We start from the raw sequence: 18,338 nt of genomic DNA, 5'->3' as shown, positions 1-18,338 counted from the left end.
TTTTTCCAGCCTCATGGGCTATGTTCAGGAACAAGAGCAGTTTCTGTTGCAACTGCAGGTACGAAGCCAGCGATTCACTACCGTGCCGGAGAGACATAGCGAAGACTTTTCCCTGGGAAAGAGCGCCCGGGGCCTGGACGTAGCGCAGCGGCAGGCCGCTGATGCCTTGGGCCGCTATCTGGCTGAAGATTATGCTGCGTTCTGGGCCTTTTCTCCCTTCCCATCGCCTCGGTTGGCGCTGATCGATGCGGAAGGCCGGGTGCATATCAGCATACCTCGAGCCGTGCACGAGCCTGCCGATGCGCCGATGCGGATCAAGGGCGTGGGGCATGCATCCGATACCGAGGTTCGCTGGCTGGCGCTCCCGGGGCAGGCGGATCGTATGCTGGCCCTGGCGCCTGCCGATCTGTCTGTAGACCCTTGGCCGGTTGCCTCGGATAAAGCCCGCCAGACGTATCTGACTACGCTGCTGGATACGCAACGTTTTCATGCCGCCGGCACGGCCTCCTCCATGCTGGCGCATCGCTTCTGGTTGATGCGTGAACGACAGGGGGTGTTGCTGGGGTCGGGGGCTGTCCCTTCAGTGAGCGCAGACGGTTTTTCCCTGATGCCCGATGGGCTGGTCTTACGTTTGCAGAGCCCGACGGATGGCTGGATTGCCTATTATCTGATTCCTTACGGCAGTTTTTTCAAAGCCAATTTCTGGCTTCCCCTGATCAGCCTGATCTTGACCGTTCTGGGTTTGCTGGCCGGTCTGGCTTATGTGGGCTGGCACCGGCGTCATGTCGTCGAGCCTGCTCGCAAGGATCAGATCGCCTTATTGGAAAGCGAGGCTTTCAACCGCACCCTGCTGGACACTGCACCGATCGCACTATGCTTGCTGACGCGAGGGGAGGGCAAGGTGGTGTTTGCGTCTGCTCAGGCGCGCTCGTGGCTGAATCTGGAGCCGGGCAAGGTGGTGGCGCCACATCTGCCGGGGCAGGAAGTGATGCTGCGGCGAGTGCTGGATGCCCAGGCGCCTGGCATTCTGGAGCAGCTGGATCTGAGTAACGGCCACAGCCTTCATGTCGCTTTTACGCCCACCCGCTATCGGCAGCAGGATGTGGTGCTGTGCGCGGTGACCGACGTGACCGTCCAGGCCGAAGCACAACGGGCTTTGGCACAAGCACGATCCGCTGCGGAGCAGGCCAATCAGGCCAAGACAAGCTTTCTGGCAACGATGAGCCATGAAATCCGCACACCCTTGTATGGCGTGCTGGGAACGCTGGAACTGTTGGCGCTGACCCGTCTGGACGACACTCAGCAGCAGTACCTGGTGCGTCTTCAGAGCGCTGCTGAGCTGCTGTTGCAGCAGATCAGCGATGTGCTGGACGTCAGCAAGATCGAAGCGGGCCAGATGCCTCTGGCAACGGTGCTCTTTAACCCTCGTGACCTGGTGCAGCGCTGCGTGGCCGCCTATGCCGCCTTGGCGCAGCAGAAGGACTTGCTGCTGTTTTGCAGTATTGATATCCGAACGCCTGAGTGGTGCCAGGGAGATGTTGCGCACCTGCGTCAGATTGTCGCCAACCTGATCAGCAATGCCATCAAATTCACCGCGACGGGGCATATCATCGTCCGCCTGGCGGTCCTTCGCGAGGCAAATGACAGCAAGCCCTGGGAGATGCGCCTGCAGGTGGCGGATACCGGCGCCGGTATCGCCGAGGAACATCAAGCGGGCTTGTTCACGCCGTTTTACCGCAGCCATCTCGGTCAGGCTTCTGTTTTAGGAGCGGTGCGTGGCACCGGGCTGGGGCTGTCGATCTGCAGCAGTCTGGCGCAGATGCTGGGCAGCGAGATCAAGGTCAGCAGCGCGCCGGGCCTGGGCAGCAGCTTTTCTCTCGATGTGTTCTTGCTGCCTGCCGCTGCGGCAGAGCAACAGGGGGATGAACCGTCGCCAGCTCTGCAGGGTTTGGCGTTATGGGTCCGTGCGCCCCATGGTGAGTTGTCCGCGCATGTGTGCCGCTGGCTATGTCATTGGGGTGCGGATGCCCAGGCGGCCCCTGTGCCCTTGTCATCCGCCTCGGGTGGGCGCTGGCTGGTGGACGTCATGATGCCTGCTCGGGCACAGCCCGCCGGCTGGGATGGGCGCTACCTCTGCCTGTCTCCTGCTCAGCCGCCGTCCACGCATCCTGAAATCGATGGCGGCAGTGTGGACAGCATTGCATGGGGTCTGGATGCATTGGTGCATCAGCGCACTGCTGCGGCCCAGCCCGCGGTGATCCCCAAGCTGTCCTTGCGCGTGCTGGTGGCAGAGGACAATCCCATCAATCAGGCCACGTTGACAGCCCAGCTGGAACAGCTGGGCTGTCAGGTCAGTCTGGCTGGCGATGGTGAAGAAGCCTTGGTGCAGTGGCGCATCCAGCCTCATGATGTGGTGCTGACCGACGTCAATATGCCCAGGATGGACGGCTATGAGCTGACCCGGCGCTTGCGGGCGCAGGGGGCTGCGTGCCCCATCATCGGCATTACCGCCAATGCCCTGCGCGAGGAAGGTCAGCGGTGTACGGAAAGCGGTATGGACGCCTGGCTGGTCAAACCGATCGATCTGGTGTCTCTGGGCCGATTGTTGCGCCAGTGGGGCGCAAAGAACCGTGGCGCGGATGGCGTTCCTGAATCGGCAGAGACGCTGGAAGGCGCCGGTGGGGCGCCGGCTGACGAGCGCTGGGCCGTTCCCGCCCGGTATCGGGATGTGTTTCGCAGCACGATGGCAAGGGATCTCGCAGCCCTGAGCCGGGCGATCGGGCAGAAAGACGGCAGGACGGTCCAGCAGCGGCTGCATCGCATGCGCGGCGGCCTGAAGGTTGTGGGCCTGGCGGAGATGGCGGCACACTTGGCGGTATTGGAAGAGGCCGTGCAGCGGGAAGGCTGGAATGAGGCGCTGCAGGCCCGTTTGACCGCTATCAGCGACCGTCTGCAGGCGATGTTGGAATGCGTGTAGCAGTCGTCTCGGGCAGGGGGCTTAGTGCAGGTCGCGCGTGTATACAAATTTTGGCATGCTCCAGCCAAAGCGCAGGGCCAGCAGCCGCAGGCCCAGGCCGATGAGCAGCGATCCGCCCACCACCAGATTGTGATTCAGCGCCATCGCCAGCCCGGCCAGGTACAGGGCGCCGCTGACGATGGATACCGTGGCGTACAGTTCGGCGCGAAACAGCAGCGGGATTTCATTGCACAGCACATCGCGCAGCACCCCGCCCACGCAGCCGGTGATCATGCCCGAGACGATGGCGACACCCCAGGGCAGGCTCAGGCCCAGGGCGACGTCCACGCCGATGATCGTGAAGACCACCAGCCCGACGGCATCCAGGAACAGAAAAAGATGGCGCAGGGAATGCGCGAATCGGGCGATGGCGATGGTGATCAGTGCGCCGCCGCCGGTGATCAGCAGATAGTAGGGATGGGCGATCCAGGACAGCGGGTGGTGGTTCAGCAGCACGTCGCGCACGGACCCGCCGCCCAGCGCGGTGATGCAGCCCAGCATGCAGACGCCCAGCCAGTCCATTTCACGCCGGCCGGCCGCCAGGGCTGCCGTCATGGCTTCGGCGGCGATGGCGACGAGAAACAGGACGTGCAGGAAATCGCTGGTCAGATCGGGAGCGGGCAAGCGGCGGCCTTTGGGAAAGAGACAAGGAAAAAGTCCAGGCGATGCATGATCGTCTGGACTTTTCTATAGTAAACGCTTCGGAACTGGTGGTGTAGCGCCCTATTCCTGCGTCAGGGCCGGGGCCTGGTGCTGCAACTGGAACACCCCCACCGCCCGGTTCAGGCCGTTCATCTGGTCATTCAGGGCTTGGGCGGATTCGCCGGCCTGGACCACCAGCCCGGCGTTTTGCTGCGTGACCTGGTCCATCTGGGAAATTGCCTGGTTGATCTGTTCGATGCCGGATGCCTGTTCGCGGCTGGCCAGGGTGATTTCCCCCATGATGTCGGCGACGCGTTTGACGCTGCTGACGATGTCGGACATGGTCTGGCCGGCGCCATCGGCCAGCGTCGCGCCGGCCCGGATTTTTTGCACCGTATCGTCGATCAGCCCCCGGATTTCGTGGGCTGCATTTGCGGATCGCTGCGCCAGTGCGCGGACTTCGCTGGCGACCACTGCAAAGCCTTTGCCCTGTTCGCCGGCGCGGGCGGCCTCGACGGCGGCATTCAGCGCCAGGATATTGGTCTGGAAGGCGATCGAGTCGATGACGCCGATGATGTCGGACATTTTCTGGGTCGAGGCGTTGATGTCGTCCATCGTGTCTACGACCTGGGAGACGGTTTTGCCACCCTGCGCCGCGACGCCTGATGCGGTGGCCGCCAGGGTATTGGCCTGCTGGGCGTTACTGGCGTTATGGCCGACCGTGCTGGTGATTTCTTCCATGCTGGCGGCGGTTTCCTGCAGGGATGCCGCCTGCTGTTCGGTGCGGGCGGACAGATCCAGGTTGCCGGTGACGATCTGGTCGACCGACTGGGCGATCCATTCGGTCCCCTGGCGCACTTGGGCGACCGCCTGGGCGATGCCGTCGCGCATCACCAGCATGGCGTGCAACAGGCTGTGGGTGTCGCCCTCGCGCACGGGGATTTCCACGCGCAGGTCGCCTTGGGACATTTGATGGGCGATGGCGATGACGGTATCTGGTTCGCCGCCCAGCTGGCGCACCAGCCGGCGCGACAGCAGCACCCCGACAGCCAGCAGGATCAAGGCCAGGCCGCCTGCTGCCAGGGAAAATTGACCCGCCTGACGCCAGACGACGGCGTTCACCGTATCCAGATAGACACCCGAGCCCAGGATCCAGCCCCAGGGTTCGAAGCCCTTGACGTAGGACACTTTTTCCACGGGTTGGGCGGCGCCTTGTTTGGGCCACAGGTAGAACACGAAGCCGTCGTGGGTGGGGCTGGCCTTGACGGTATCGACGAAGGCCACGAACAGCCGCAGGCCGTTCGGGTCTTTCATGTCGGAAAGGTCCTGGCCAACCAGTTTGGGCACGAACGGGTGCATCAGCATGCGCGGCTGCATGTCGTTGATCCAGAAATATTCCTGGCCGCTGTAGCGCATGCCGCGGATGGTGTCCATCGCTTGCTGTTTGGCCTGGTCTTCGGATATCTGGCCCTTTTGCGCCTGATCGTGAAAATAGGTGATCACGCCATAGGCGGACTCCACGGCCTGACGGGCGCCGACCTCGCGTTCATGCAGCAGGGCGCTGCGTTCCATCCACAGCAGGGCGCTGGTCAGGATGGCGATGCCGACAATGGCCAGCAAGGTAAATAGCGTGAACTTGAATGAAGTGGTTCGGGTCCAGGCAATGTGATCGCGCGCCATGATGTCGTCCTGCAGAAGGGCGCCGTAGGGGACTGAAAGGATTTTCAGTGATTCATATGCGGCGAGCCCTGTGTTTCAAGAGGCCTGGAATGGGCCTCTTGAAACAGTGTATTGCTGGCAACCGCGTTTTGTTTATTATGGAAAGTGCGTAGTAATGCTTCCGTATTGACCATGTTGCCAATATGGATAAGCAAGTTATTCCGGGGTTGGGGGCGGCAGCATGGGGGCTGGGGCAGTGGTATCCGCGCCTGTCCGGAAGACCGCTACGCTATTAGCCAGGTGGTCGGCCTGCTCGCTGAGCGAATCGGCCGCTGCAGCAGCCTGTTCCACCAGCGCTGCGTTTTGCTGCGTGACCTGATCCATCTGTGTGACGGCCAGATTCACCTGATCGATGCCGGTGGATTGTTCGTTGGAGGCCGAGGCGATTTCCCCCATGATGCGCGTGACGCGGTCCACTGATGTCATCACATCCTGCATGATGGCGCCCGCCTGCCCGGCTTGTTGAGAGCCGGATTGCACTTCCTGGGATGCGGTGTCGATCAACTGCTTGATTTCCCGAGCCGCGTCGGCGGACCGCTGCGCCAGGGCGCGAACCTCGCTGGCGACCACCGCAAAGCCTTTGCCCTGTTCGCCGGCGCGGGCGGCCTCGACGGCGGCGTTCAGCGCCAGGATATTGGTCTGGAAGGCGATGCTGTCGATGACGCCGATGATGTCGGTGATGCGGGCCGAGCTGTCGGCGATGCGCTGCATGGTGGCGACCATGGCTTCCACTGACTGTTCTCCCTGGTGGGCGGTGTTCGATGCGCCTGCGGCCAGTTCGTTGGCCTGGCGGGCGTTGTCGGCGTTCTGGCGCACGGTCGAGGCCAGTTCTTCCATGCTGGCGGCGGTTTCCTGCAGGGATGCCGCCTGTTCTTCGGTGCGGCTGGACAGGTCCGTATTGCCGACAGCGATTTCACGCGCGCCGGTGTGGATTTCGCCCACGCTGTGGCGCACTTGCTGGATCATGCGGCGCAAGGCGTCCTGGGTGTTGCGCAAGCTGTTCTGCAGTTGATGGACTTCGTTGCGGCTGTTGGCCGGGCTGTCGGCGATATCCTGGCTGAGATCGCCCGCCCCCAGTCTTTGCATGCCGGTGACGATGCCGTGCACCGGTGCCAGGGTGCGCCGCGCCAGCGCGAAGATGGCCAGCGCAATCAGCAGCGTGCCCGCCAGCATCAGGGCCAACTGGATCCACATCTGCCGATTGCTGTCGGCCAGATATTCATCGACCGGCCCGAAGCCGTAGATCACCCAGTTCCAGTTGGGGATGGCTTTCCACGACAGAAAGATGGATTGTTGCATGACGAAGACTTCCTGGGCCCCCAGGGGCGCGCTGTTGAAGGCCTGGTTCATCGTCGCAAAGTCGTCGGGAGGATTGCCTGCGCTGAGCCGGTCGCCCGGTTTGCCGAACAGGCCGGCGACCCGGAGCCAGTCTTTGTGATCCAGTGTCGGGCGGATGACGAACAGCTGGCCATGATCGGCCAGCTTGGTGGAAGTCAGGTCTTTCAGTACCGGATCGATCTGGGCGCTGATATCCAGGCGATCAACGATGCCGCCATAGACCTTGCCGTCCTTGCCTTTCAGGGGATTGGTGGTGACCAGGTGCCATTTCTGATCGACCAGTTCCGGGACGTCGATGACCTGGCCGCGATCCAAGGCCAGGGCGATGGGGTCGGCGGGGTCCAGCGTCTGACCCAGCGCATGGTCTGGATTATCCTGGTAGGCGCTGGCGATGCGCGCCCAGCCCTTGTCCGTGCGGGCGTAGATTTCGGCTGTCATGCCGGTGACGCTGCGCATCAGGGCCTGGTCGCCGTTCAGAGGCTTGCCGCCAGCGGCCAGAACGGGCAGGCCTTTGTCGGTCTGGCCGGTGGGTTCGGGGGTGCCGCCCAGGTAGCGGATCAGGACCGGGTACAGGGACTGGCTGCGGTTGCGCCCGATATCGAAGATCAGTTGCAGCATGCGGTCGTAATCCTGCAGACCCATCCGGTTGGCCGCGCTGACGTTGTCGATGGCCGTCTGGCGGCTTTGCCAGGTGACGATGGACGCCAGGATCGCCATGACCAGGACGGTCATCAGGGTGGCGGCTGCGAACAGTTGAGTGCCCAGGGTGGCATGAGACATACGGCTGGCGCCGCTGCGTCGCTTGAACATGGGGTGTCTCCAGACGGCAATATTTTTCAGGCGCGGGCAGTGATGCCGGGACGGGCCTGTGTTAGTAGCGTAACGGTACGTGCTTATGCGTGATTGGGGAATGACCGGCACGAAATACAGCTTATTTAGGCTGGAAAATAGTAGGGGGGGTTTGAAAGAAGCGGAACAGGCCCCTTACACTGGAAGGTCCCGTGAACCAGATGCAAGGCGGATGAGTTTGGACAGCCAGACACTATTTCAACAGGCCGCAGCGATTTATCAGGAATGGCAGACGACCATTCTGGTGTTCGCTGCCGTGCTGGGCTCTTTGGCGACCGGCGCCGTGTTGCGCGTGGTATTAGCCCGCTTGGCGGGGCGTCTGCACCCGGTGCGCCATGTCTGGACGCATGGTTTATTGTCCGGTGCGTCGCTGCCGCTGCAGATGCTGGTCTGGGTGCTGGGGATTGCCTTGGCCGGGCAGATGCTGGTGCAGCATGGCGAAGCCCTGCAGCAGGACTCCTTGCTGGCGCATGGGCTGGGGCCGGTGCGCGATGTGCTGGTCATCACGGTGGTGATGTGGTTTCTGCTGCGTGCGGTCAATCAGATTCAATCCAATCTGCTGGCGCGTGCGCAGGATCGCGCGCGCGAACTCGACCCCACCGCCGCAGATGCCATCGGCAAGCTGACCAAGGCGTCCATCGTCATCACCGCGATCCTGATGATGATGCAGGCGCTGGGGTTTTCCATCGCCGGCCTGCTGGCCTTTGGCGGCATGGGCGGCATTGCCGTGGGTTTTGCGGCCCAAAGCCTGGTCGCCAATCTGCTGGGCGGGCTGACCATTTTTGCCAGCCGGCCCTTCAAGGTCGGCGAATACATCATCATCCCCGGCACGGACCTGATGGGCGGGGTCGAGCACATCGGCTGGCGCGCCACCCGGCTGATCGGCTTTGATCGCAAGCCTTTCTATGTGCCCAATGCCATGTTCAATACCCAGCCGGTGATCAATCACACGCGCATGACCAACCGGCGCATCATGGAAGACATCCACATTCGTTATACGGACATTGATGCCGTCCCTGGTATCGTGGCTGATGGCCAGGCCTTGTTGCGCGGACATCCCGGCATCAAACATGATTTCTTCGCCTTCAATTTCAGCAGCTGCGGCATGTATTCGCTGAAGCTGTCCTTGTACGCTTTTACGGTCAGCACCGACTACAACGACTACATGAACGTCCAGGAGGACGTGCTGCTGAAGATCGCCGACATCGTCCGCCAGCATGGCGCCCGCATGACCGGGCCGGTGTCTACCGTGGATATGCCGCAACTACAGGGACAGCCGCCCGTGCCGTGTGGCCCTGTTGCGGGCTTTGATCAGGCGGCGCTGCCGCCGCTGCCCCCCAGTCTGCCGTCCGTCCCCAGGACTTGAAAGCGCAGCGGGCCGCCCCCATCTGAATCATCATGCATCCTGCTGCGCGCCGGGCCGTCATCCGGTCGGGGCGTGCGGCGATCCCCAACCACTATTCCATCTTTCGCACCATGAGCCAATCCGATACTCAAACGGCTGAAACCCTGGGGTTCCAGGCCGAAGTCAAACAGCTGCTGCATCTGATGATCCATTCCTTGTACAGCAACAAGGAAATCTTCCTGCGCGAACTCGTGTCCAATGCGTCGGACGCCTGTGACAAGCTGCGCTTCGAGGCCATCGATCATCCGGACCTGTTTGAAGGTGACAGCGAACTGCGCATTCGTGTCGAATTCGACAAGGACGCCCGTACCATCACCATCACGGACAACGGCATCGGTCTGTCGCGCGACGAAGCCGTCGCCAACCTGGGCACCATTGCCCGGTCAGGGACGCGGGAATTCTTTTCGCAGCTGACAGGCGACAAGCAGAAAGACGCTCAGCTGATCGGCCAGTTCGGCGTCGGCTTTTATTCGTCCTTTATCGTGGCGGAAAAAGTATCGGTCAGCAGCCGCCGCGCCGGTTTGCCGGCCGCCGAAGGCGTGTTGTGGGAATCCGATGGCCAGGGCGAATTTTCCGTCTCCGCCATCGACCGGGAAGCACGCGGCACGTCCGTCGTGCTGACCTTGCGCGCCGACGAGGACGAATTCCTGTCCGGCTGGAAACTGCGCGAAGTCCTGCGCCGCTATTCCGACCATATTTCCCTGCCCATCCAGATGCTGAAGGAAGAATGGGATGCGGAAAAATCGGAACAGGTGACCAAGGACGAATGGGAAACCGTCAACCAGGCCAATGCCTTGTGGACCCGGTCCAAGTCCGAGATCACCGACGAGCAGTACCAGGAATTCTACAAGCACGTCGCCCACGACTACGAAGACCCGCTGGTCTGGGCGCACAACCGCGTCGAAGGCCGCAGCGAATACACCCAGCTGCTGTATGTGCCCAAGCGCGCCCCGTTCGATCTGTATGACCGCGATGCCCGTCGGGGTGTGAAGCTCTACGTGAAGCGTGTCTTCATCATGGACGATGCCGAACAGCTGCTGCCCGCCTATCTGCGTTTCGTGCGCGGGGTGGTGGATTCAGCCGACCTGCCGCTGAACGTCTCGCGTGAGATCCTGCAGGAAAGCCGCGATGTGCGATCGATCCGCGAAGGCTGCGCCAAGCGCATCCTGGGCTTGCTGGACGATCTGGTCAAGGACAAGCCCGAGGAATATGCGGAATTCTGGTCGCAGTTCGGCCAGGTGCTGAAAGAAGGCGTCGGCGAAGACCCCGCCAACAAGGATCGCATCGCCGGCCTGCTGCGCTTTGCCTCCACCCAGTCCGACAGCCCGGCGCAGACCGTGTCTCTGGCCGACTACATCGCCCGCATGAAGGACGGTCAGGACAAGATCTACTATCTCAGCGCCGATTCCTACGCGGCCGCCGCCCATAGCCCGCATCTGGAAGTCTTCCGCCGCAAGGGCTTGGAAGTGCTGCTGCTGTCCGATCGGGTGGATGAATGGATGCTGTCCTATCTGCGTGAGTTCGAGGGCAAGTCCCTGGCGTCCGTCGCCAAGGGCGGCCTGGATCTGGATGCGCTGGCTGACGAGGAAGAAAAGAAACAGCAGGCCGAGGCGGCTGAAGCCTTCAAGCCGACCATCGAGCGCCTGAAGGCGGCGCTGGGGGATCGGGTCAAGGAAGTCCGCGCCACCGCCCGTCTGGTCGATTCGCCGGCTTGCGTGGTGGTCGATGAAAACGAACTCAGCCCGCATTTGCTGCGCATGCTGAAGGCTGCAGGCCAGGAAGCGCCGGACGTCAAACCCATCCTGGAAGTCAATCCGCAGCATGCCCTGGTCAAGCGCCTGGAAGCGCAGGCCGACGATGCGTTCGGCGATTGGGCGGAACTGCTGCTGGATCAGGCCATGCTGGCCGAGGGCGCGGCGCTGAAGGACCCGGCGTCCTTCGTCAAACGCATGAATGCGCTGCTGCTGGGGGCGTGATCTCCCCAGACGCTTGAAAGGCCGCGTCGATCTGCTGGGTCGGCGCGGCCTTTTTCATCGCCGGGCCGCCCCAAGATGAAAAGCGCCCCCTTGGGGGGCAGCAAGCCGCAGGCGCAGCGTGGGGGCCATTTTTCATCGCCGGGCCGCCCCAAGATGAAAAGCGCCCCTTGGGGGGCAGCAAGCCGCAGGCGCAGCGTGGGGGCCATTTTTCATCGCCGGGCCGCCCCAAGATGAAAAGCGCCCCCTTGGGGGGCAGCAAGCCGCAGGCGCAGCGTGGGGGCCATTTTTCATGCTTGTGACAACCTGGCCTGCGCCTGGGCGAGGATGGTCTCGATAAATACCGATGTCGCCCGCGTGTGATAGCGGTTAGGCATATAGAGCATGAACATTTCCGTGCCGAAGATGCTCAGCTGCCATTCGTTCAAGGCGGCCCGGACGGCCCCGCTTGCGATCTCGTCCTGGACCAGGTAGTCGGGGACGATGCCGACCCCCAATCCGGCCAGGATGGCCTGGCGCAGAAACTGGAAATTTTCCGACATCAGGGTGGGTTCCAGCAGCACTTCCTGGCGCCGTTGATCGCGGTAGGCCGATAAACGCAGCTGGCGGTCCGCGACGCCCGACGTGATGACGGGGGTGTGGGGCAGGTCTTCCAGCGAGCCAGGCAGGCCGTGCTGCGCGATATAGCTTTGCGCGGCGCAGGCCACGTGGCGTACCGGTCCCAGGGATCGGGCTACCAGGTTCTGCGGGGGATTGGACATGACCCGCACGGAGATATCCGTTTCGTCGCGCAGCATGTCCGGCAGGTGGTTTTCAAACGTGACGTCCAGCACGATGCCGGGGTACTGGCGTTTGAAGTCCAGCAGCCAGGGCCCCATCACGGTTTGGCCGAAGCCGCTGGGAATGCTCAGGCGTAGCCGCCCGCGCAGCTGCTGGCCCAGTTCGCGTACGGAATCCTGGGCGATCGCCAGTTCGGTGCGGATTTTGCAGCCATGTTCATACAGCCGCAGACCGACTTCCGTCGCTTCGGTGCGCCGGGTGGTGCGGCGCACCAGCTGCTGCCCCAGCGATTGCTCCATGCGATTCAGGTGGTAGCTGACGTTGGCCCGGGTCATTTTCAGCCGCCGGGCGGCGGCGCTGAGGTTGCCGGCGTCCAGGATGTCGGCCAGAAATACCAGGGCTTCAGCGTTCAGTGACGTGTGGTTCATGATGGGTGTCAAATATATCTTGACGGTATGTCAATCGACAATGTCATTGTAAAGCAAGTTGATCGGTGAAAAAATGGCTTTCTGAATCGCGCGCCCTGGTGCGTGCGAACCCTGTACGGAGAGCCTCATGACCACGTCCCCGCAGCGCCCGACATCGGATGTCGTCACTTCCCGGCGAGAAGGCCCGGTATGGGTGGTGACGATCCACTATCCGCCCGTCAATGCGCTGGGCGTCGATGTGCGCCGAGGGCTGTTGGCCGCCATCGAAGCCGCCGACCATGATGCCGGCATCCAGGCGGTATTGCTGCTGGGTGCTGGCCGTCATTTCATTGCGGGCGCCGATATTCGCGAATTTGGCCAGCCGCCTCAGGCGCCTTTGCTGGCGGATGTCTGCAATCGCATCGAGGCTTGCACCAAACCTGTGGTCGCCGTCATCCACGGATCTGCCTTGGGGGGCGGCCTGGAAGTAGCGCTGGCTGCCCACTATCGCTTGGCGCTGCCGGGTGCGCAGTTCGCTTTGCCGGAAGTCACGTTGGGCTTGCTGCCGGGCGCCGGCGGCACGCAGCGCGCCCCGCGCTTGACGGGGGTCGAGGCCGCCCTGAATCTGATGCTCGATGGCAAACCTATCGGCGCCACGAAGGCGCTGGCGCTGCAACTGGCGGACCGGCTGGATTCCGGGGTGGATCCTGTGGCGGCAGGGTTGGCCTATGCCCGGGAACTGATTGTCTCCCGGGCGCCGGTCCGCCCGACGCGCGACCGGCAGATCGCGGCTACGGACGTGCCAGCCGCCAGGCAGGCGTTGGATGCCGCGAGGGCGGCATTGGGCAGGCAATACCGCGGGCTGTTTTCGCCGGCGCGCATCATCGACGCCGTTCAGGCGGTGCTGGATCTGCCTTTTGATGACGGGTTGCGGCTGGAACGAGACGCTTTTCTGCAATGCCTGGATACCCCGCAGCGCCAGGCCTTGATCCATGCCTTTTTTGCTGAACGCGAAGCTGCCAAGGTCCCTGAGGCGGGCCGCGCTCAGCCCCGCACAGTGAATCACGCCGGTATCGTGGGCGGAGGCACCATGGGGGCCGGGATCGCCGTGGCCATGCTGGATGCCGGATTGCCGGTGATGATGGTCGAGCGCGATGCGCCCAGTTTGGCGCGCGGTCAGGCCAATGTGGCCAAGGTCTATGACAGCCAGGTCAAGCGCGGCCGCCTGGATGCCGCTGAGCGTGATCGCCGGCTGAGCTTGTGGTCCGGCGCGACCGACTACCAGGCCTTGGCCGATGCGGATCTGGTGGTCGAGGCCGTGTTCGAAGACATGGCAGTGAAAGCCGCTGTCTTTGCCGAATTGGACCGAGTCTGCAAGCCCGGCGCCGTGCTGGCCAGCAACACCTCTTATCTGGATATCGACCGCCTGGCGGCGCAGGTATCCAGGCCGCAGGATGTGATCGGCCTGCATTTCTTTTCCCCTGCCAATGTCATGAAGCTGCTGGAAATCGTCGTGCCGGATCAGGTGGCCGACGAGGTCGTATCCACCGGTTTCGCGCTGGCGCGGCGGCTGAAGAAAATCGCCGTGCGGGCAGGTGTCTGTGACGGCTTTATCGGTAATCGGATGATGGCCGTCTATCGTCAGGCAGCCGACTATCTGCTGGCCGATGGGGCATCGCCCTACCAGATCGATCAGGCCGTGCGCCATTTCGGTTTTCCCATGGGGCCTTATCAGATCATGGATCTGGCTGGTGGCGACATCGGCTGGGCCACGCGCAAGCGCCGGGCAGCCACCCGTGATCCGAATCTGCGCTATGTGCCGATCGCCGACCGCCTGTGCGAACGCGGCTGGTTCGGCCAGAAGACGGGCCGGGGCTGGTATCTGTATCCGGATGGCAGCCGCAGCGGCCAGGAGGATCCGGAAGTATTGGCCATCGTGGACCAGGAACGGCGCAAGCTGGGTCTCACCCCGCGCCTGTTCACCGAGGAAGACATCCTGCGCCGTTATCTGGCTGCCATGATCAATGAAGGCGCCAACGTCGTGCGGCAGGGCATCGCCCTGCGGCCTTTGGATGTGGATGTGACCATGCTGTATGGCTATGGCTTTCCCCGCTATCGCGGCGGGCCGATGCATTACGCCGACCAGGTGGGGTTGGACGTCATTCTGGCGGACATCCATGCATTTGCCGCCCAGGACCCCCATTTCTGGCAACCCTCGCCGCTGCTTGTCGAACAGGTTGAGCGGGGCGGATCTTTTAACGACTTGAACCGGCCCGGACAGGGTTGAGGAGACCGATCATGCGAGAAGCCGTCATTGTTTCCACGGCCCGGACGCCGTTGACCAAGGCGCATCGGGGCGAATTCAATATCACGCCGGGGCCGGCTCTGGCGGCGTTTGCCGTACGGGCCGCCGTCGAGCGGTCGGGCGTCGATCCGGCGCTGATCGAGGACATGATATTGGGCTGCGGTTATCCGGAAGGTACGACGGGGCGCAATATTGCCCGCCAGACCGTGATCCGCGCCGGTTTGCCTGTGACGCTGGCTGGCGTCACCGTCAACCGTTTTTGCGCGTCCGGCCTGCAGGCTATCGCCATGGCGGCGGGGCGTATCGTGCTGGAAGGCGTGCCCGCCATGATTGCGGGCGGTGTGGAAAGCTGTTCGCAGATTCAGGGGCGCAGCGCCACGGATGCGGGCTCGACCGGCATCGATCCCTGGATCGCCGAGCACAAGCCTGAACTGTACCTGTCCATGATCCAGACAGCCGATATCGTCGCCCGCCGCTACGGCATCTCGCGCGAGGACCAGGACCGGTTCGCCGCCGAGAGCCAACGGCGCACCGCGCAGGCCCAGCAGGCCGGCGTGTTCAAGGATGAAATCATTGCTTGCGCCACCACCATGGCGGTCAAGGACAAGGAGACCGGCGCCGTGTCGCAGGTCGACGTCACGGTCGATCATGACACCTGCAATCGTCCGGGTACGACGGATGCCAGTCTGGCAAAATTGGCGCCTGTCATGGGGCCGGATCAGTTCATCACGGCGGGCAATGCCTCCCAGCTGTCCGATGGGGCGTCGGCCTGCGTGGTGGTCGAGGCCCGCCAGGCCGAGCGCCTGGGCCTGGAACCTCTGGGCGCTTTCAGGGGGCTGGCCATCGCTGGCTGCGAACCCGATGAAATGGGCATCGGCCCGGTGTTCGCCGTGCCGCGTCTGCTGCAGCGCTACGGCCTGACGATGGACGATATCGGCCTGTGGGAACTGAACGAGGCCTTTGCCTCGCAGGCCCTGTATTGCCAGCGGTCGCTGGGCATCCCGCAGGAACTGCTGAACGTCAATGGCGGCGCGATTTCCATCGGCCATCCCTTTGGTATGACCGGCGCCCGGCTGGCGGGCCACATCTTGCTGGAAGGCCGGCGTCGCGGCGTGAAATACGCAGTGACCACCATGTGTATCGGCGGCGGCATGGGCGCGGCAGGTTTGTTCGAGATCTATTGATCGACGGCGCAGCGGCGGTTGTGAGGGGCGGTGCGCGTTACAAGGCATGCGCCCTGAGTTTCACCTCCTCGATGAAGATCTGTACGGCCGGACTGGGCGAGCGGGTCTTGCGCATCAGGATGCCGAAGGGCGGCAGGTGCTTGCGGATGGGCAGCGGCACGATGGCCAAGGTGCCGCGTTCGACATAGTGCTCGGCCACCAGGGTGGGCATGACCGCCAGCATGTCCGAATGGCGCACCAGGGACGACGTCAGCAGCATGGATGCCGTTTCCATGATGTTCAGCGGCAGCGCCAGGCGGGCCTCGACAAAGGATAGTTCGATGACTTTGCGCATCGGGCTGGGGTGCGCCTGCAGAACCCACGGAAAATCGACCAAATCCCGCAGGGTGATGTGGTATTTGCGGGCGGCCTGATTCTGCGGACTGCAGACGATCGACAGGGCTTCTTCCTGGATCGGCTCGAAGACCAGGCTGGTACCATCCCAGGCGTCCGGGATGCGGCCGATGACGACGTCCAGCCGTTCTTCTTTCAGAGCGGTGATCAGCACATCGCTGGTATCGACCTGGATGCTGATCGCCAGCCGCGGGTGCTGTTGCTTGACGCCCAGCAAGGTGTTGGTCAGCAGCTGCGGCACCGGGGCCATGATGGCGCCGACGCGGATCTTGCCGATATTGCCCGAATGAATCGCCAGCAGTTCTTCGCGCACGCCGGCCAGATCGGCGGAGACGCCCTGGGCATAGCGGGTCATGGCATCGCCATAAGCGGTCGCCTGCAGGCCGCGCCGCCCGCGCTCGAAGAGCTTCAGGCCGATCAGGTCTTCCATGTCCTGCAGCATTTTGGTGGCGGCCGGCTGGCTCATGCCCAGGTGTTCGGCAGCCTTGCGCAGGGAATGATGTTCCTGGACGGCCAGCAGCAGCATCAGCTGCCGGGTGCGGATTCGATTGAACAGGACAGTCTGGTTAGGTATAAGCATAGGTTATGCAATGATCAGATAATTTCACTATTAAGTTATCACTATTCTGCTAAGCTGCCTAGCACATCAAACACCAATCACAGGAGACATCCGATGGTAAGCCCCTCTTCCAAGTACCTGAGCAAGGCGCTGGTTGCCGCCAGCGTCGCCGTGGCGTTCGGCGCATCCGGCTCGGCCATGGCCGCCGATGCCTGGCAGCCGACCAAGAACGTCGAAATCATTGTGGCGGCAGGCCCCGGTGGCGGCACTGACCAGCTGGCCCGCTTGATCCAGTCCATCATCACCAAGCATGATTTGATGAAGGTCTCCACCGTCGTGCAGAACAAGGGCGGCGGCAACGGCGGCGAAGGCTTCCTGGACCTGAAATTGTCCAAAGGGAACGCCAATAAGATCATCGTCGGCACCAACAACGCCTACCTGCTGCCCATGGTCGCCAAACTGGGCTACCAGTGGACGGACCTGACGCCGGTCGCCACGGTCGCCCAGGATGACTTCATCCTCTGGACCTCGACCAAGCTGCCCTTTACGAACGCCAAGGACTATATCGAAGCCGTCAAGGCCGATCCGGCCAAATACCCCATGGGCGGCAGCCAGTCCAAGGACGTGGATCAGACCCTGACCATGCTGCTGAACAAGGTCGAAGGCACGAACTTCACCTACATTCCGTTCAAGAGCGGCGGCGAAGCCGTGACGCAACTGGCGGGCGGCCATATCGGGTCCAACACCAACAACCCGTCCGAAAGCCTGTCCCAGTGGAAGGCCGGCCAGGTGCGGCCCCTGTGCGTGTTCAGTAAGGAACGCATGGTCTACACCGAAAAAGTGACGGATACCCAAGCGTGGTCGGACATCCCCACCTGCGCGTCCGAAGGCCTGAATATCGAGGAATACCGTTTCCCGCGCACCGTCTTCATGCCGGGCGGCGTGACCGCAGCTCAGCAAGCGTTCTACGTGGAACTGCTGCGCAAGGTCACCCAGACCCAGGAATTCAAGGACTATCTGCAGCGCGGCGCGCTCGTGCCTTCCTTTGTGGCAGGGGACGACTTCAAGAAGCTGATCGAAGAAGACAGCGCCCGTGCACGGGACATCTTCCGCTCGGCCAAGTGGTGATGTAATCGCAGATAACGGGGTGCGCATGACGCCGTCCCGTCCTGCTTGTAAATCAATACCCCGCCCGCCTGGGCGGGGCGCCCGTCAGGGAAAAATTCTATGAATCAGGAAACAACGCAACGCCCGGCGGATGACGCCGAAGAGCGGGGCGGCATCAGCCTGCGCGGCGGGGGGCTTTTTACCTCCGGTGTCTTGATGCTGATTGCAGCCGTGGTGATGTTCGATAGTGTGGAACAAGGCATCGGCTGGGATGTCGCAGGCCCGCAGGCCGGCTATTTCCCGTTTTATATCGGACTGCTGATGTTTCTGGCCTGTCTGGGAACGGCCGTGCGGACGATCCGCCACTGGCCGCAAGGGCGGGGCCGCTTGACGACCAAGTCTGAATTGCAGCGGGTCAGAAATGTGTTTCTGCCCATCGTGGCCTATGTCGTGCTGATGTTTTTCATTGGCATGTACCTATCGGCGGCGCTGTTCCTGGCCTGGTTCATGTGGCGTCTGGCGGAGCCCGGCAAGCCGCATCCGCGCTGGAAGATCCTGCTGATCTCCGTCTGTGTCCCGCTGGCGACCTACTTCATCTTTACCGTGTGGTTTGAAGTAGCCCTGTATGCCGGCCCCTTTGCCGATTTTTGAGTGAGTTGTC

12 protein-coding genes are annotated in these 18,338 nt (G+C 62.7%); 7 read left to right on the top strand and 5 right to left on the bottom strand.

The genetic code is table 11. The features are described from left to right. Positions 1 to 13: 13 nt before the first annotated feature. Positions 14 to 2,977 (top strand): hybrid sensor histidine kinase/response regulator, encoded by a 2,964-nt coding sequence (locus VDP79_RS03885; protein WP_323016899.1) that lies wholly within the window; start codon positions 14 to 16, stop codon positions 2,975 to 2,977. 21 nt (positions 2,978 to 2,998) lie between these two features. On the opposite strand, the gene VDP79_RS03880 is transcribed toward VDP79_RS03885, so the two are convergent. The 3 genes from VDP79_RS03880 to VDP79_RS03870 form a co-directional block, all read right to left on the bottom strand. Further along, entirely contained in the window at positions 2,999 to 3,625 is a 627-nt protein-coding gene (locus VDP79_RS03880; protein WP_416233045.1) for a trimeric intracellular cation channel family protein, read from the bottom strand. 114 nt (positions 3,626 to 3,739) lie between these two features. Beyond that, positions 3,740 to 5,338: a methyl-accepting chemotaxis protein gene (locus tag VDP79_RS03875; protein WP_323016897.1), complete on the bottom strand. Its 1,599-nt coding sequence runs from the start codon at positions 5,336 to 5,338 to the stop codon at positions 3,740 to 3,742. Between the two features lie 195 nt (positions 5,339 to 5,533). After that, positions 5,534 to 7,525 (bottom strand): methyl-accepting chemotaxis protein, encoded by a 1,992-nt coding sequence (locus VDP79_RS03870; RefSeq protein WP_323016896.1) that lies wholly within the window; start codon positions 7,523 to 7,525, stop codon positions 5,534 to 5,536. A 211-nt stretch (positions 7,526 to 7,736) separates the two neighbouring features. On the opposite strand from VDP79_RS03870, the gene VDP79_RS03865 reads away from it, so the two are divergent. Both VDP79_RS03865 and htpG read left to right on the top strand, forming a co-directional pair. Next, complete coding sequence (locus VDP79_RS03865) at positions 7,737 to 8,930, top strand: mechanosensitive ion channel family protein (protein ID WP_323016895.1); 1,194 nt, start codon at positions 7,737 to 7,739, stop codon at positions 8,928 to 8,930. Positions 8,931 to 9,040: 110 nt separating this feature from the next. Next, the gene (htpG, locus tag VDP79_RS03860) at positions 9,041 to 10,945 is read left to right on the top strand and encodes a molecular chaperone HtpG (protein ID WP_323017016.1); all 1,905 of its coding nucleotides are present in this window, start codon (positions 9,041 to 9,043) and stop codon (positions 10,943 to 10,945) included. 287 nt (positions 10,946 to 11,232) lie between these two features. On the opposite strand, the gene VDP79_RS03855 is transcribed toward htpG, so the two are convergent. Beyond that, positions 11,233 to 12,150: a LysR substrate-binding domain-containing protein gene (locus tag VDP79_RS03855; protein WP_416233039.1), complete on the bottom strand. Its 918-nt coding sequence runs from the start codon at positions 12,148 to 12,150 to the stop codon at positions 11,233 to 11,235. Positions 12,151 to 12,277: 127 nt separating this feature from the next. Between VDP79_RS03855 and VDP79_RS03850 the strand changes: the two genes are divergently transcribed. Both VDP79_RS03850 and VDP79_RS03845 read left to right on the top strand, forming a co-directional pair. After that, positions 12,278 to 14,416 carry a 3-hydroxyacyl-CoA dehydrogenase NAD-binding domain-containing protein gene (locus tag VDP79_RS03850; RefSeq protein ID WP_323016894.1) on the top strand — a complete coding sequence of 713 codons (2,139 nt, stop codon included), beginning with the start codon at positions 12,278 to 12,280 and terminating at the stop codon, positions 14,414 to 14,416. An 11-nt stretch (positions 14,417 to 14,427) separates the two neighbouring features. After that, positions 14,428 to 15,618 carry an acetyl-CoA C-acyltransferase gene (locus VDP79_RS03845; RefSeq protein ID WP_323016893.1) on the top strand — a complete coding sequence of 397 codons (1,191 nt, stop codon included), beginning with the start codon at positions 14,428 to 14,430 and terminating at the stop codon, positions 15,616 to 15,618. A 37-nt stretch (positions 15,619 to 15,655) separates the two neighbouring features. Here the strand turns inward: VDP79_RS03845 and VDP79_RS03840 are convergent, their stop codons facing one another. Continuing rightward, positions 15,656 to 16,591 (bottom strand): LysR family transcriptional regulator, encoded by a 936-nt coding sequence (locus tag VDP79_RS03840; RefSeq protein WP_323016892.1) that lies wholly within the window; start codon positions 16,589 to 16,591, stop codon positions 15,656 to 15,658. A gap of 93 nt (positions 16,592 to 16,684) precedes the next feature. Between VDP79_RS03840 and VDP79_RS03835 the strand changes: the two genes are divergently transcribed. Continuing rightward, positions 16,685 to 17,698 carry a Bug family tripartite tricarboxylate transporter substrate binding protein gene (locus VDP79_RS03835; RefSeq protein WP_323016891.1) on the top strand — a complete coding sequence of 338 codons (1,014 nt, stop codon included), beginning with the start codon at positions 16,685 to 16,687 and terminating at the stop codon, positions 17,696 to 17,698. 99 nt (positions 17,699 to 17,797) lie between these two features. Then, positions 17,798 to 18,328 (top strand): tripartite tricarboxylate transporter TctB family protein, encoded by a 531-nt coding sequence (locus VDP79_RS03830; RefSeq protein ID WP_323016890.1) that lies wholly within the window; start codon positions 17,798 to 17,800, stop codon positions 18,326 to 18,328. The last annotated feature ends 10 nt before the right edge of the window (positions 18,329 to 18,338 follow it).

Origin of the sequence: Castellaniella sp. (assembly GCF_034675905.1) — a bacterium.
Lineage (GTDB): Bacteria > Pseudomonadota > Gammaproteobacteria > Burkholderiales > Burkholderiaceae_B > Castellaniella.
This window is presented reverse-complemented; position numbering and strand designations above follow the sequence as displayed.